Source organism: Halobacillus halophilus (assembly GCF_020171985.1).
Classification (GTDB): domain Bacteria; phylum Bacillota; class Bacilli; order Bacillales; family Halobacillaceae; genus Halobacillus; species Halobacillus halophilus_A.
Map to the genome: position 1 here is coordinate 157,144 of NZ_JAIVAL010000005.1, position 14,620 is coordinate 171,763.

General features: G+C 42.9%; 13 protein-coding genes. All 13 read right to left on the minus strand.

Annotated features, from left to right (window positions below):
- Nucleotides 1–271: 271 nt before the first annotated feature.
- The gene (locus LCM11_RS10715; protein ID WP_224894227.1) at nucleotides 272–1,933 is read right to left on the minus strand and encodes an acyl-CoA dehydrogenase family protein; all 1,662 of its coding nucleotides are present in this window, start codon (nucleotides 1,931–1,933) and stop codon (nucleotides 272–274) included.
- A gap of 10 nt (nucleotides 1,934–1,943) precedes the next feature.
- Nucleotides 1,944–3,461 (minus strand): class I adenylate-forming enzyme family protein, encoded by a 1,518-nt coding sequence (locus tag LCM11_RS10720; protein WP_224894228.1) that lies wholly within the window; start codon nucleotides 3,459–3,461, stop codon nucleotides 1,944–1,946.
- Nucleotides 3,458–3,847 carry a MerR family transcriptional regulator gene (locus LCM11_RS10725; RefSeq protein WP_224894229.1) on the minus strand — a complete coding sequence of 130 codons (390 nt, stop codon included), beginning with the start codon at nucleotides 3,845–3,847 and terminating at the stop codon, nucleotides 3,458–3,460. The genes LCM11_RS10720 and LCM11_RS10725 overlap by 4 nt, the downstream gene beginning before the upstream one ends.
- A 129-nt stretch (nucleotides 3,848–3,976) precedes the next feature.
- Nucleotides 3,977–4,786, minus strand: a complete 810-nt coding sequence (locus LCM11_RS10730; RefSeq protein WP_224894230.1) for a hypothetical protein — start codon at nucleotides 4,784–4,786, stop codon at nucleotides 3,977–3,979.
- Nucleotides 4,787–4,928: 142 nt separating this feature from the next.
- Complete coding sequence (locus LCM11_RS10735; RefSeq protein ID WP_224894231.1) at nucleotides 4,929–6,596, minus strand: glycerol-3-phosphate dehydrogenase/oxidase; 1,668 nt, start codon at nucleotides 6,594–6,596, stop codon at nucleotides 4,929–4,931.
- A 244-nt stretch (nucleotides 6,597–6,840) separates the two neighbouring features.
- Nucleotides 6,841–8,337 carry a glycerol kinase GlpK gene (gene glpK, locus LCM11_RS10740; RefSeq protein WP_224894232.1) on the minus strand — a complete coding sequence of 499 codons (1,497 nt, stop codon included), beginning with the start codon at nucleotides 8,335–8,337 and terminating at the stop codon, nucleotides 6,841–6,843.
- Nucleotides 8,338–8,368: 31 nt separating this feature from the next.
- Nucleotides 8,369–9,169 (minus strand): MIP/aquaporin family protein, encoded by an 801-nt coding sequence (locus tag LCM11_RS10745; protein ID WP_224894233.1) that lies wholly within the window; start codon nucleotides 9,167–9,169, stop codon nucleotides 8,369–8,371.
- A 115-nt stretch (nucleotides 9,170–9,284) separates the two neighbouring features.
- Nucleotides 9,285–9,839, minus strand: a complete 555-nt coding sequence (locus tag LCM11_RS10750; protein WP_224894234.1) for a glycerol-3-phosphate responsive antiterminator — start codon at nucleotides 9,837–9,839, stop codon at nucleotides 9,285–9,287.
- 128 nt (nucleotides 9,840–9,967) lie between these two features.
- The gene (locus LCM11_RS10755) at nucleotides 9,968–10,507 is read right to left on the minus strand and encodes an acyltransferase (RefSeq protein ID WP_224894235.1); all 540 of its coding nucleotides are present in this window, start codon (nucleotides 10,505–10,507) and stop codon (nucleotides 9,968–9,970) included.
- Between the two features lie 3 nt (nucleotides 10,508–10,510).
- Nucleotides 10,511–11,149, minus strand: coding sequence for a pyrophosphatase PpaX (gene ppaX / locus LCM11_RS10760; protein ID WP_224894236.1), 639 nt, complete (start codon nucleotides 11,147–11,149; stop codon nucleotides 10,511–10,513).
- Nucleotides 11,124–12,080: a nucleoside recognition domain-containing protein gene (locus LCM11_RS10765; protein WP_224894237.1), complete on the minus strand. Its 957-nt coding sequence runs from the start codon at nucleotides 12,078–12,080 to the stop codon at nucleotides 11,124–11,126. The genes ppaX and LCM11_RS10765 overlap by 26 nt, the downstream gene beginning before the upstream one ends.
- 13 nt (nucleotides 12,081–12,093) lie before the next feature.
- Nucleotides 12,094–12,927, minus strand: a complete 834-nt coding sequence (lgt, locus tag LCM11_RS10770; protein WP_224894238.1) for a prolipoprotein diacylglyceryl transferase — start codon at nucleotides 12,925–12,927, stop codon at nucleotides 12,094–12,096.
- A 14-nt stretch (nucleotides 12,928–12,941) separates the two neighbouring features.
- The gene (gene hprK, locus LCM11_RS10775) at nucleotides 12,942–13,874 is read right to left on the minus strand and encodes an HPr(Ser) kinase/phosphatase (protein ID WP_224894239.1); all 933 of its coding nucleotides are present in this window, start codon (nucleotides 13,872–13,874) and stop codon (nucleotides 12,942–12,944) included.
- Nucleotides 13,875–14,620: the final 746 nt, after the last annotated feature.

The following is a 14,620-nucleotide window of genomic DNA, read 5'->3' on the forward strand; positions in this document are numbered from 1 at the left end:
GTTGAATATTGGTGATGATTTAATAAGCAAGTTACTACGCTATCGGGCCGTTTAGTTGAAGACTCGATTTCGAGATATTGGGTTCGTTTATAGGTCCTGCGGGGGATGATTCGCTTTCGGGCCCTGCACGACGCAGGGTCGTTCGACGTTGCCACAGGATGCGGCGGTCTTAGTCGAACTTCCTATGTTTCACCTCAAAACATGGCAGACTCACCGCTTTCACTCCTACAAAAAAATAAGCTCCTAAGTAAATAGGAGCTTCGACATGGGGTCACTCTTTGGCTTTTGACAAGCCTAGTAATTCATCTGCGTAGCGAAGTGTCAGGGGATCTCCAGTAACTTCTTCCTTTCCAAAAGCAAGCTGAACGTAAATTTCAGCCTCTTTTTTTGCTTTCTCACTATTTTTTCCGGCTTCAAGAGCGATGACAGCTTCATAAATGAATGCCATCTGTCTGGCAATTGATTTACTATAGTACGTCTGAATATCAGATGATTGATTAAGAGTATTGGTAACCTGGTCTGCCAGGGAGTTGATTTTTTGTTTTACTATCTCTACTTGAGGAGCAAATCCATTGACCTGCTCAAGGCGGTGGTTCATTTCTTCATAAAAAAAGGAATGGGCTTCAAATTTATTTAACAGACGGATAACTTCAAGGCCTAGTATATTCGCAGTACCTTCCCATACTGTGAGCACTTGCGCGTCACGCAGCAGTCTGGGCATTACAAAGTCCTCAATGTATCCATTACCCCCGTGTAATTCAATCGCTTCATGTGCAAAGGCTACTGCCTGCTCTGCCGTTTCTTTTTTTAGAATTGCAATTTTAAGCCTGTTCATGACTTCTTCTGAAGAAGGCGTTGAGCTCTTGCTTGAGATATATCCTTCGAAATGATGGACCATGTCAAAAACTGCTCTTGTTTCTATTTCCTGTTTTACACACAAGCGGACCAGTGTATCTTTGACCATCGGAAAATCAATCAACCTGTTTCCAAAAGCTTCCCTTTTACTAGCGTAATCCAAGGATTCCTTATAGGCACGCCTCATAATACCAATAGAGGCTGTAGCATTGCACACCCTCGATAAATTCAGTGCTTCCATCATGTAATAGAAACCTTGTTCAGGCTTGCCAACCAGATAAGCTTCAGCCCCGCTAAACTCTACCTCCGCAGATGGAACAGCACGAACACCAAGCTTGTCTTTCAATCTGCGAATCTGAATACCATTCAGATCTCCGTTGTCTTTTCTCCAGGGAACTAAGAATAAACTGAGTCCCTTCGTGCCTGAAGGAGCGTCTTCCAACCTTGCGAGAACCATTGCTATGCCACATGCACCAGCATTACTTGCAAAGTATTTTTCTCCGTAAATCAAGAAATGATTTTCTTCAGAAAAAGCTTTGACTTCATTAGCCCCTACATCCGAACCGCCCTGCCTTTCTGTTAAAAATGTCGCGCCTTCATATAATTCAACTTCCCCTGTAGAAAGGACGTGAGGAAGATATCTCTCCTTTAATTCCTGAGAAGCATAACGTTCGATTAAATAAGCAGTGGCCATCGTCAATGTGACAGGGCAGTAGAACCCTGACTCCGCCTGGGAAAGAAGGTAACCTTGAGCAAAGGAATATACATAGCTTCCAGGACGTCCAAGCTCTGGTATATCTTTATGAATGTAGCCTACAATACCCGCTCCATATGTTTCCTCAATCGTTTTTTTATACCCTTCATTTAACCACACTTCCGATTGGTCTTCCCCGTACTTATCATACTTAATTAACTTAGGCTCACCTTCGCGATCTGTATGACGCGCCCGTCTGTCAATCTCACCAGCACATAAAGCGCCGAATGCTTGCAGTTGTTCGTCCGCCCATTCCCATAATGATGGGTCCAATTGTTCCTTTAGAATCGTCTGCAGGTTTGAATCTTCCTCATAAAAATTCACGGTTTTCCTCCTACCGAGTGTGGATTTGGTCACGAAGCTGATTCTTCATTAATTTCCCCGTAGCGTTCCTTGGGAGTTCCCTTACCTCTTCATAGAGCTTAGGGATTTTATAATCTGCCAAGTCCTGTCGTAAGTATTCCCTGCAATCTTCCGCAAGACGATTTATTGTACCGTCCTGAACAATGAAGGCTTTAACCGTTTCTCCCCAATCTGGATGAGGCACCCCAACTACAGCGGCATCCTGTACGTGTGGATGTCTGATAAGTGCTTCTTCAATTTCACGAGGATAAACGTTCGAACCACCCGATATAATGATGTCTTTTTTACGGTCTATCACCCAGTAGAAGCCGTCCTGATCTCTTAGCGCCATATCCCCGGTATATAGCCATCCGTCTTTTAAAACTTCTTTTGTTTTCCCTTCATCCTTATAATATCCTCTCATCGTTCCTTCACCACGCAATATAATTTCTCCTACTTCATCAATTCCAGCTTCATTTCCCTGATCATCAACTACTTTCATTTCACAATTCAAGGCTGCTCTCTGCCCGATACTCCCTGCTTTATCATCATGTTCAAGCGGCAAGAGCAGCGCCCCATTAGGTCCCGCTTCCGTTAAACCATACACACAATATAATTGCTCTGTGTCCAGTTGTTCCTGAATGAACTGTACCTCCCTCCTTGATAACGGAGCTCCTCCATAGACCCAACATTTCATCCACGACAAATCGGTTTCCGTTACTTTAGGATGCTTGGCCGTTAATAAATAAGCTACTGGTGCACCGAAGAAATGAGTAGAACGTTCCGATGAAGCTAGTTTAAGTAAAAGTTCCGGACTAAAAGATGGAGCGAGGATATGAGTTGCACCTACATAGATGCCAGCAGCCATGAATAAATGAAGTGGAGCAGAATGACTAAGCGGCATCATGTGCAGTATACGGCTGTCTGGCTTCATCTCCATTTCCACTGCCATCATTCGAGCTACAGTTAAAATATTGCGGTGAGTGAATACTACTCCTTTTGGTTCTCCAGTTGTACCAGAGGTATAGAGAATCGAAGCCTCTGTATCTTCCTCGACCGTGTTCAAGATTTCCTTCCCGCTCTCCTGGGACATTAATTCTTCAAATGACAGCCAATAATCCGTAGCGGAACCTGTTTTGATAAATGTCCCTTTTTTCTCGTGTGCAAGCTTGGCCACTTGTTCAAATAGAAGTTCATGAGTCAGAAAGAACGTCGTATCACTATGATCAAAAATATAAGATAGTTCATTGGCTATTAATCGGGCATTTACTGGCACGGCAATGGCACCAATTCGGTGAACAGCAAAATAACTGATGGCAAATTCAATCGTATTTGGCATATGAATCATTACTTTATCGGCTGGATGAATACCGAGCCTCTGCAAAGCATGTGCAAACTGATTCACTTTAAAATTCCATTCTTTATAATCCAAACGGGCATCCGGAGTAATCAAACCCTCTTTTTGAGGATATTTTCGGGACTGATAAGCTAAAAGTTCTGATAGATTCACAGGGGTTCCCCTCTCCTTTTTACTAACTCTTCTTCAAACTTCTGCAGCCATGAATTCATCTCCGTTTTCAATTGCTCCAATTCCAATAAACGTCGGTCAATTTCTCTCATTTTTCGGCGACCATACTCCATCGTTTTTTCTAGTTGCTGGACACCTGAGGGATCAAGATCAATCAGTTGGATCATGTTTTTAATTTCTTCGAGTTGAAATCCATATTTCTTCCCGCGAAAAACTAGACTTAATCTGGTTATGTCTCTTCTGCTAAAACGTCTGTGTCCATTCTCACGATGGGGATGCACAAGTCCAATTTCTTCATAATAGCGGATCGTTCTTGTGGTTACCTGAAATTTTTCTGCCACTTCAGCAATCGCTAAATTCTCAACCATCTTTCCCTCCTTGATACGTTTGAAAATTCTAACAATTATACTATACCATTTACGTTAACGTTAAATTCAACTATAAAAATTTGGAAATTATCATAAAAAAACCCTGTTTATTAAACAGGGTTTTCTGCCTCATAGATTCTGTCGTGATTGTAAAAGAAATAAGAAAGCCAGCAGAGATTGAGGAATCTTATCGCGCTTCTTCCACTCAATTAAATATCCATTTATACGTTCAAAGCGATGTGCGGCTTCTACAGGAATGGCATTCTGCTTAATAATAGCCCAGACATCCCCTTCATGGTCTTTCACCTGGTAGTGTCCAATGTAAGGGTCTCCCTCCGCGCTCCATCTGCAATAATCTTTCTCTACATAGCGAAAGATCCTCCTGCCTGTGGTTTTATGTTTAGCATCCTTTGTGTAAGCCACATAATGGCCATTAGGAAGCTGAACATATCCGCGCCATGAGAATCCCCCCTTCTTCTCTATGTTGTACACAGCATCTCCGTGTTGATTGTACATGATATAATCTGCAGAAAGAATTGATCCATAATGAGCGAGAAATGTAAGCTTATGCAGCAAGTTGGGTTTTTCATTAATATGATTATATTCCTTTCCATCCATATCATATAATGTGGCCTGAAACACATTTTTCGTGCTATGCCCCATATACATGCGGGCCGGAAGTTTCTCAACTGCCTCTGTTATAGGATCCTCTGTAAAACCGTTATCAGTCTGTTTAGCTTTTTCATAATCTCGGAAGCCGGTTTTTAACAAAGCAAACCCGCTAATCGTTAACACGGGGCCGTACAGAAGACTCAGCGGAAAGCTTTGATACTGCCAGGCAACGATACTCAGTAAGAAAAATAGGCCCCCAGCGAACAAGACTCCTCCGGTAATCAATTGCCTCCGCCCGTCATGCCGGATCAGAGTTTGGACATTCATCATCTACTTCACCTCTCCTCCTAATATTACGATTCCTTTTTGGTAAAAGTTTCATAACTAAAGTTTACCATATATTGTATTTTTACATATACGCAAAAAGAGCGCCCCGGATATACGGGACGCTCTTCAGCGAAAGAAAGGTTTACACATATTCAATTGGGACTACGGCTTCTTTAAGAAGCTGGTCCAATTCTTGCGTGTACGTACGTTTTTGTTCATCGGTGTAATCTAAGGCTTTGGCCATATAGTTAATAACAGCATCCTTGTGTTCATGAACCCAATTAATATTAAAGAATAAAGCTGCCGTCCTGCGCACAAAGAAGTCGACCGGTTTATACGTGAATTCTGCTTCCAGTGCATAAGCAAGCTGGGCAAAAACCACCGGTTCAAGCTGAGCCTGTTGAGCTTCCTGTTTACGATTTTTATAAATATGGAAGACCGCGTCTACATTGGATCCGTAAAGACGGACAAGTTTTTCAGCCATTTCTTCGGAAAGACCGATAGATTCTCCTATCTGAATTCTCTCTTTTAAGAACTGCTTAAATCCTTGTGAGCCATTTACTTCTCCACCAGAAATCGGCATGTACTTCGTTTCAGAGTCAGAATATAGAATTCCGTATTCCTCCATCAGTTGATCACGTACCAAATCTACTGCTTGTTGAGACATCTTACGGTAACCAGTTAATTTACCGCCTGCCATAGAAATCAAACCTGAATCAGAAATAAAAATTTCATCTTTTCGAGAAATTTCTGAAGGATCTTTCCCTTCCTCGTGAATTAATGGACGTACCCCGGCCCAGCTGGATTCTACGTCTTCCGCTGTTACATCGACGGTTGGAAACATGTCATGAATCGCATTTAGTACATAGTCGCGATCATCTTCCGTCATGGTCGGGTGTGAAATATCAGCAGAATACTCCGTATCGGTTGTACCAACATAAGTCTTACCATCACGAGGTATGGCAAAAATCATTCGACCATCTGGGCTGTCGAAATAGATTGCCTGCTTGAGTGGGAATTTGGACTGATCGAACACGAGGTGTATTCCTTTTGTAAGTTGAAGGGTTTTTCCTTTTTTCGATCCATCAATTTCACGCAGATCATCTACCCAAGGACCTCCTGCGTTAATGATTTTTTTAGCTTTCACATGATATTGCTTTCCGGAAATGGTATCTTCGATTTTAGCACCGACCATCTTACCGTCTTCATTATAGATAAAATCAACCACTTTAGCGTAGTTAAGGGAGTTTGCCCCATGCTCTACCGCTTTTTTCATAACTTCAAGTGTTAAGCGGGCATCATCGGTTTTATATTCCACATAGAAACCGGCCCCTTTCAGATTTTCCTTCTTGACAAGTGGTTCTCTTTCTAACGCTTCTTCAGGACTGAACATCGTACGGCGTTCCGATTTTTTCACCCCTGCCAGGTAATCATAAACACGCAGTCCAAGGCTTGTGGAAAATGGACCAAAGTTTCCTCCCTCGTGGAAAGGTAGCATCATCCACTCTGGTGTAGTTACGTGAGGGCCATTTTCGTACACGATTTCTCGTTCTTTCCCTACTTCTGCAACCATTTTAACTTCGAAATTCTTTAGGTAACGAAGACCGCCGTGGACAAGTTTAGTGGACCGGCTGGAAGTACCAGCTGCGTAATCCTGCATTTCAACCACTGTTGTTTTCATTCCTCTGCTGGCTGCATCGAGAGCAATTCCAGATCCAGTAATGCCCCCGCCTATAACAAGGACATCCCAATCTTCCTGGGTGAGTTTATCAAAATGTGATGTTCTCTCATAACTTGAGAAAGGTTTCATGTTATCTCTCCTTATTTCGTTGGGCTTCATTAATGTTACCATCTTCTGATACGTTTATTCCCCATTATTCGTGGAAATATGTGTGCAATTACCTATTGTGACAGAATCTTGGACCGGATATAAAAAAAGAGACCACGAGTCGCTTTATGTTATGTGCATAAAGGTTCGTGGTCTCTCCATATCTCCGACCGATTGAATTAACTTGTATCCCAATTATATCAGATTATTTCCCTAAGTCAAAAAATCAGTCCTGCTTAAATACGCGAGTAGCCTCTACTGCTTTTTGCCAGCCTTTGTATAGATCTTCACTTTTATCTTTATTCATCGTCGGTTCGAATTCACGCTCTATCTTCCACTGATTTGCAATATCCTCGCGGGTTTCCCAGAAGCCAACGGCGAGACCTGCAAGATAGGCCGACCCAAGAGCAGTCGTTTCATTTACCTCAGGTCGTTCAACTGTAACGTTAAGCAGGTCACTTTGGAACTGCATTAATAAGTTATTTTTTACGGCTCCTCCGTCTACACGAAGTTTTTTAAGTTCAATGCCCGAGTCCTCTATCATAGCATCCACAACATCCTTAGTCTGATAAGCCAAAGATTCAAGTGTAGCTCTCACAAAATGAGCTTTTGAGGTTCCACGCGTTAGACCAAACACCGCTCCCCTGGCATCACTATCCCAGTATGGTGTACCTAGACCGACAAACGCCGGAACGACGTAAACGCCCTCTGTATTGTTTACTTTCCCAGCAATCTCTTCACTTTGAGGAGCATCTTCTATCATTTGCAGACCGTCTCTAAGCCATTGAATTGCAGATCCTGAAACAAATATACTGCCTTCCAAAGCGTACTCGACTTTTCCGTCAATTCCCCAGGCAAGAGTTGTCAGCAATCCATTATCAGATTTAACTGCTTCCTCACCCGTGTTCATTAACATAAATCCACCTGTACCGTAGGTGTTTTTAGCCATTCCCTTTTCAAAACAGGCTTGGCCAAATAAAGCGGCCTGTTGGTCACCAGCAATCCCGGCGATAGGAACTTCTTTTCCGTAAAAATGATAATCTACGGTATGAGCATAAATTTCGGATGACGGTTTAACCTCTGGAAGCATACTTTTCGGCACACCCAGGATGTCGAGCAATTCGTCATCCCATTTTAAGTCAAAGATGTTATACATGAGCGTACGGGAAGCATTAGAATAATCCGTTACGTGAGCTTTTTTTCCAGATAGTTTGTAAATCAGCCACGTATCGATTGTGCCAAACATCAATTCTCCATTTTCAGCTTTTTCCCGTGCCCCATCTACATGATCTAGTATCCATTTCACTTTCGTCCCTGCAAAATAAGGATCAAGCAATAGACCGGTTTTATCCCGGAATGTGTCATTCAATCCTTGGTCACGAAGTTCATTACAAATACTCTGAGTCTGACGGGACTGCCATACAATCGCTTTATAGATCGGCTTCCCTGTTTTTCGATCCCAAACCACCGTGGTTTCCCGTTGGTTTGTGATTCCAATTCCTGCTACTTGTCCTGCGTCAATATCGGCTCTTCTAAGTACATCCGCTATACAGGCGAGAACCGAAGTCCAAATTTCGTTAGCGTCGTGTTCAACCCAGCCTGGTTTAGGAAAATGCTGTTCAAATTCTTTTTGACCCGTTTCGACAATTTCACCTTTATGGTTGAATAAAATAGCTCGTGAACTGGTCGTTCCCTGATCAATCGATAAGATATATTTTTCCATCGTTTATATTTCCTCCTCTAATCATTAAGTATTAAGTAGTTTGAGCTTTCTTGAGCTCTATTCTCATGGATGAAACCAGCAGGGTTATTATAATTACAGATAGGATCCAGAATCCTGCCGTGTAACTTCCTTTGAATATAGCCTGGTAGAATAATCCTCCATACACGCCTCCGATAATCGGGCCAAGTACCGGTACCCAAGAGTAGCTCCAATCCGATCCGCCTTTACCAGGGATAGGAAGAACAGCGTGAGCTATTCTTGGACCTAAATCACGTGCAGGGTTGATTGCATAGCCAGTCGTAGCTCCAAGTGACATACCTATCGCTACAATTAACAACCCGACAATTATGGGGTTCAGACCTTCCGTAAATTCGTTTGCTCCAATGAACAAAATCCCCATCACTAGTATAAAGGTTCCTATTATTTCACTGATTAAATTGGAAATCGGACTACGGATAGCCGGGTCTGTACAGAAAATAGACTTAATCGCTAATTGATCTTCTGTATCCTTCCAGTGAGGGATATAGTGAAAGAATACGATGACTGCGCCTATAAATGCGCCTGTCATTTGGGCAGCAATATACATGGGTACCTTCTCCCATGGAAAATCTCCAACGGATGCCAGGCCTAGCGTAACTGCAGGATTAATATGGCCGCCCGTTAGTTTTCCTACGGCATAAACACCCATGGCTACAGCCAATCCCCATGCTACAGTAATAAGAACCCATCCACCGTCTGCCTTTGTATCTTTCAAGTTTGCCCCGGCGATAACACCACCGCCAAGAATGATAAGTATCATCGTTCCAATTAGTTCTCCCATGAACTCAGTCAATAGTCTTCTCTCCTTCCTGATAGCCGTTCTACATAGAAAAAACCACACAAACTAATCGCTTTAGCTGAAAGCGTTTGTGTGGCTTCGTCAGTTTCAATCACGAAAGGACTGAAGTTTATCTTTGCTTATATTGCCATAAACCAGAACGTGAAGTTGAAACTGCTGAAGCCCCCGCTTCAAGAGCTCGATTGATCTCATCATTCGTTCGAATCAAACCGCCAGCAATAACAGGGATGTCCAATTGATCTTTAATCTCTTTTATCATTCCCGGTAAGACTCCAGGTAAAACTTCCACAAAATCAGGCTTTGTTTTTTGAATGATTGTTATATTATGTTCAATAGCCTGGCTATCTATTAGAAATAAGCGCTGCACAGCTATAAGTTCATGCTTTTTAGCCTGATGGATTACATTGGCCCTTGTCGATATCACGCCATCGGGTTTAACTTCCTGGGCTACATACTCCATACCATAATCATCTGCTTTCAATCCTTGAATTAAGTCTATGTGTACAAGCACCTTTTTCCCAGCTTTTTGTCCGATTCTTACCAGCTTTCGAAGTAACCCCAAACGGCTGTCAAGAAGAATTATATATTCCGTTTCGCTATCTAATAAAGCTTCAAAATCTTTAATCTTCCGCACAGCCGGCAGGACAGATTGATGAATATTCATCCGTTCACCTCATTTCTTTTAAGAACCTTCGATAAATGATGCTGAGCAGTACCTAAATAGGCTTCGGATTCATTTCCTTCTCCTCAAGGTGAAGAACCAGGGAAAGTGGGGCTCCACGTAATTAGGCACTACGCATCCTGGGGGCCATTTATAACTGAATCGGATTCCTTACGCTCGTCCATTTCTTCCTTCGTATAAATTACTTTCATAGGATTACCTCCAACAAAAGTGCCTGCGGGCACGTTCTTATGAACTAGCGTACCCGCTGAGACAACGGCTTGATCCCCTATTGTAATACCCGGGAGGATCGTCGTATTAGCCCCAATCAGTACTTCATTCCCGATGGTGACATCTCCTAATCGATATTCATCAATTAAATACTCGTGAGCAAGTATGGTTGTATTATAGCCAATTACCGTATTACGGCCTACTCGAATCCTTTCGGGAAACATAATATCCACCATAACCATTAAGGCGAACGCAGTTTGCTGTCCAACTTCCATACGTAAAAGTGTCCGATAGAGCCAATTTTTCATCCCCAGAAAAGGCGTGTAGCGAGCCAGCTGAATGATAGTGAAATTTTTAATCACCTTGAAAAACGGCACCGTCTTATATATGTGCCATAAAGAATTCGCACCTTCAACTGGATAACGTTCAGTCTTCCTCATCGGTTATCCCCCTGTAATTTCAAGCAATTCACTCATATGGTCGAGCATAAAATCAGGCTTAAGCTGTTCAAGTACCTCTCTGCCTTTAACCGTCCAAGCTACGCCCGCTGTGTGAGTACCCGCATTATGACCGGCTTCAATATCATGAGTGTTATCACCAACCATCAGGGCTTCTGATGCTTTGGAGTCTAAAGCACGAAGAGCCTTAACGATAGGTTCAGGATGAGGTTTTGCGTTGGTTACATCGTCAAGGGTAATAATTGTTTCGAAATACCCGTCAAGCCCCGTAATTTCAAGGCCCATCTGAACCGTGTTTTTCATTTTGGTGGTTACAATCCCCATCCTGTACCCTGCTTCCTTTAACCGGTGGATTGTATCCACGACTCCCTCATAAGCCCTGACATAAGACTCGTGATTTTCAATATTATGTTTACGATAAGTTTCTACCATGTCTTCCACACGATCGGGATTAATCTTCGCTAAACTCTCGCGAAGAGGAGGACCGATAAAGTCCAGAATTTCATCTCTACTGTATGAACGATCACTGAACTCATTTATGGTATGAGTAAACGAAGCGATAATCAGCTCATTCGTGTCGATCAGGGTTCCATCTAAATCAAATAGAATGGTGCGTATGTTCATTCGAAGTTTCCTTTCTCTCTTGTTGTAGTTTGTTCCATATAAAGCCGACTGCCGCGGTAAGTAAAATAGCGGTTACCAGCCGTATTGCGAGGAGCGGCCATATAGGTATCCCAAGTGGTATAAAAATCAGTGTATCCTCTACTACAGCATGACAGGAAACTAGAAAAATCAGAGCTAAATACATGTCCTTCTTGGATACCCCATCTTCCTCTACTGCCTGAATCATTAAACCAGCACCATAAGCAAGGCCAATTGTTAATCCTGCTGCTAGCGTCATAGAGGTGTTCCGCTCCATCCCAAGGAAACGGGTAGCTGGAGCAACCCATTGTGAGAAGCGATCTAGCCAGCCTTCTTCACGTAAATATTGCATAAAAACCATTAATGGGATGACAATGAGAGCCAGCTGTAGAATTCCCATAAAAGCCGTCTGCAGACCCTGCCAGATAATCTCATTCCATCCTTCTGGAGCAGCAGCTTTCTCCGGGGTTAAACCATATTTAGCTGATCTGCTTCCACCATTCCAGATAAGATTGATAAAAATGGCAGACAAGAAAGCCAAACCGATCCTTATTCCAGCCACAAACCACCAGCTGACTCCCACTCGCTTGGCAACTGTAGACTCTAACAGCAGATTATGGGAAAAAGACATCATCACCGCCATAATAAAAACTTCTTTTACTGAGAAATCAAAAGAAATAATGGCGGCAATCCCGGCGTACAAATTCAAAAAGTTGCCTAATACAAGCGGAACAGCTGCTTCTCCTGATAATCCGATCCATTGCATCAATGGTTCCATATGATCCATTACCCATGGCAGCACTGCTGTAAATTGAAGGATCGTTACTATAAGGGTCACGGGAAAAATAACTTTTCCGAGTGACCATGTAAGGTCCAGTCCTTTTCGACCCCCTCGTAATGCAATACCCTTCATTTCCTACTCTCCCTTATTTTGCTTTTTTTCCGTTATAATATTTATCCGCGTACCCAGCTTTTCTACGATAAACCATCACGGCTGCAGCAAATAAGACTAAAACGATGGATATGAATTGAGCCATACGAATTTCTCCGAACAAATAAAGACTGTCAGTGCGCATACCTTCAATAAAGAAACGTCCAACAGAATACCAGATTACGTAGCTTAAGAACACTTCTCCGCGACGAGGGTTGAATTTATGACGCAGGACAAGAAGAAGAACAAACCCTAGGATATTCCATAAAGATTCATATAGAAAAGTCGGATGGTAAACTGTGCCTTCAATGCACATTTGCTGATTGATAAATCCAGGCAAATACTGCATAAAATTATTGTAAAACGCCTCTGAAACAGGGCCGCCATGCGCTTCCTGATTCATAAAGTTTCCCCAGCGTCCAATCGCTTGTCCAAGAATTAAACTAGGTGCAGCGATATCCGCCATCCTCCAAAAGGAAATGCCTTTCAAACGTGTATAGACAACAGCAGTAAGTACGGCCCCTATCAGAGCCCCGTGAATAGCAATACCGCCTTCCCACACAGCAAAAACCTTCCACCATGGACCGCCGGCATAGCGATCCCATTCGAAGATGACGTAATAAATCCTTGCAAATAAAATGGATACTGGAATTGCATAAACTACAATATCCACCATATAGTCTTTTTTAAGTCCCAGGCGTTCGGTCTCATTGGTCGCAATCCACAGTCCTAAAAAAGCACCAGTGGCGATAATAAATCCATACCAGTAGATAGGTAAAGGCCCCAATTGGATTAAGACAGGATCCAGAGCCTCAGGTGTACAAGTCATGTCGCGCACGCTCCTTATTCATTTTGCTGATCTTGGTCGATTACATTGGTTAAACGCTCCGAAAATTCTTCAGCCGCATTCACGCCCATACGCTTCAAACGAAAGTTCATAGCTGCTACTTCGATAATGACAGCCAGATTCCGTCCCGGACGAACCGGTATAGTTGCTTTAGGAATTTCCACGTCCATAATTTTCATTGTTTCTTCTTCAAGACCCAGACGATCATACTGTTTGTTTTTCTCCCACAATTCCAGATTAATAATGAGCGTGATCCGTTTGAAACTCCGCACGGCCCCTGCACCAAACAATGTCATAACATTGATAATCCCTAGTCCGCGAATTTCCAGCAGATGTTCTATAAGCGGGGGACTGTTTCCTATTAACGTATCATAATCTTCCTGGCGGATTTCCACACTATCGTCTGCTACAAGACGATGACCTCGCTTGACCAATTCAAGGGCGGTCTCACTTTTACCTACACCACTTTGCCCAGTAATGAGCACACCTATCCCGTAAATGTCTACTAGGACACCGTGAATAGCCGTAAATGGCGCAAATTTTGTTTCAAGAAAATTAGTAAGGCGGCTGATCACTCTTGTGGTTTTATGAGGGGAACGCATTAATGGTACCCCCGCTTCCTGAGCAGCGGTGATTAATTCACCCGGAATGTCCATGCCTCTTGTAATAACGATGCCGGGTGTAACATCTGTACAAAGTTTCTCTGATCTTTCCTGACGCTGTTCATTGGATAACTCATTGAAATATGAAAGTTCAGTCTTCCCGAGAAGCTGCAAACGCTCTTTAGGATAAAACTTAAAGTAACCTGTCATCTCCACTCCTGGACGCGAAATGTCACTTGTATGTATTTCACGGTGTACGCCATCTTTCCCAGCCATCAATTCCAATTGAAATTGATCCAATAAATCTTCTGTACGCACTTTACTCATCTATAAAAGACCTCCTTAGTCGTTCAATCACTAAACACTATTGTAGCATGTTTTACAGGATCGTGGACATAGGCAGAAAATGCGTACATCTAATACCATTCACGCTTTTTTATACGGTGTTTACAGTAAAGCTCCCTTTACTTGAAGACTTGATTTCGAGATATTTAAGGTTGAAAGGACAGTCCTTCGGGGGATGATTTCGCTTTCCGTGGGCATGGGGTAAGCTTCCTCAGGCTCCGCCTTCCGGGATCTTACCGAACATGTTCATCCCACAGGAGTCTCCATCATCCCCCTCCGGACTTGCCAAATCAGAAACTCGAAACCCTCCAAAAAGGCCTCCTATAATTAGCCGGAGAACAAAAGAACATCTAGCTTATTCAAGTGTACAATTCCTGATATATAAGGGTTTAAGGCTGATCCAAAACGATTACCTCAATTATAGAAGGGTCCGTTCACTCCTCGATCATAGGATGGCAGAGGAAACGACGAGACTCCCGCGGGAGAAGGAGCTAGGCGAGACCCCACAAGGAGTGGTAACGACTGAGGAGGCTTGCCAGTTCCCCCGTAGGAAAGCGAGTTGTTTCCGTAGCCAGCACCTCTCTATATCTACAACGGACCAAAGATATCTTGAAACTGAGTCTTCAACTAATCGGCCCGTTAGTTGAACAAAGCTCATATGAAAATCTGCCTCAAAGTTTAACGGAACCATTTAAAAAACGTTCAAGCAATAGGTGCTTGAACGTTTT

What these genes read in the sequence shown, in the direction of transcription:
- LCM11_RS10725 (WP_224894229.1), bottom strand. Translation starts at nt 3,847, where the DNA reads ATGGTTGAGAATTTAGCGATTGCTGAAGTGGCAGAAAAATTTCAGGTA.
- LCM11_RS10730 (WP_224894230.1), bottom strand. Translation starts at nt 4,786, where the DNA reads ATGAATGTCCAAACTCTGATCCGGCATGACGGGCGGAGGCAATTGATT.
- LCM11_RS10735 (WP_224894231.1), bottom strand. Translation starts at nt 6,596, where the DNA reads ATGAAACCTTTCTCAAGTTATGAGAGAACATCACATTTTGATAAACTC.
- glpK (WP_224894232.1), bottom strand. Translation starts at nt 8,337, where the DNA reads ATGGAAAAATATATCTTATCGATTGATCAGGGAACGACCAGTTCACGA.
- LCM11_RS10750 (WP_224894234.1), bottom strand. Translation starts at nt 9,839, where the DNA reads ATGAATATTCATCAATCTGTCCTGCCGGCTGTGCGGAAGATTAAAGAT.
- LCM11_RS10755 (WP_224894235.1), bottom strand. Translation starts at nt 10,507, where the DNA reads ATGAGGAAGACTGAACGTTATCCAGTTGAAGGTGCGAATTCTTTATGG.
- ppaX (WP_224894236.1), bottom strand. Translation starts at nt 11,149, where the DNA reads ATGAACATACGCACCATTCTATTTGATTTAGATGGAACCCTGATCGAC.
- LCM11_RS10765 (WP_224894237.1), bottom strand. Translation starts at nt 12,080, where the DNA reads ATGAAGGGTATTGCATTACGAGGGGGTCGAAAAGGACTGGACCTTACA.
- lgt (WP_224894238.1), bottom strand. Translation starts at nt 12,927, where the DNA reads ATGACTTGTACACCTGAGGCTCTGGATCCTGTCTTAATCCAATTGGGG.
- hprK (WP_224894239.1), bottom strand. Translation starts at nt 13,874, where the DNA reads ATGAGTAAAGTGCGTACAGAAGATTTATTGGATCAATTTCAATTGGAA.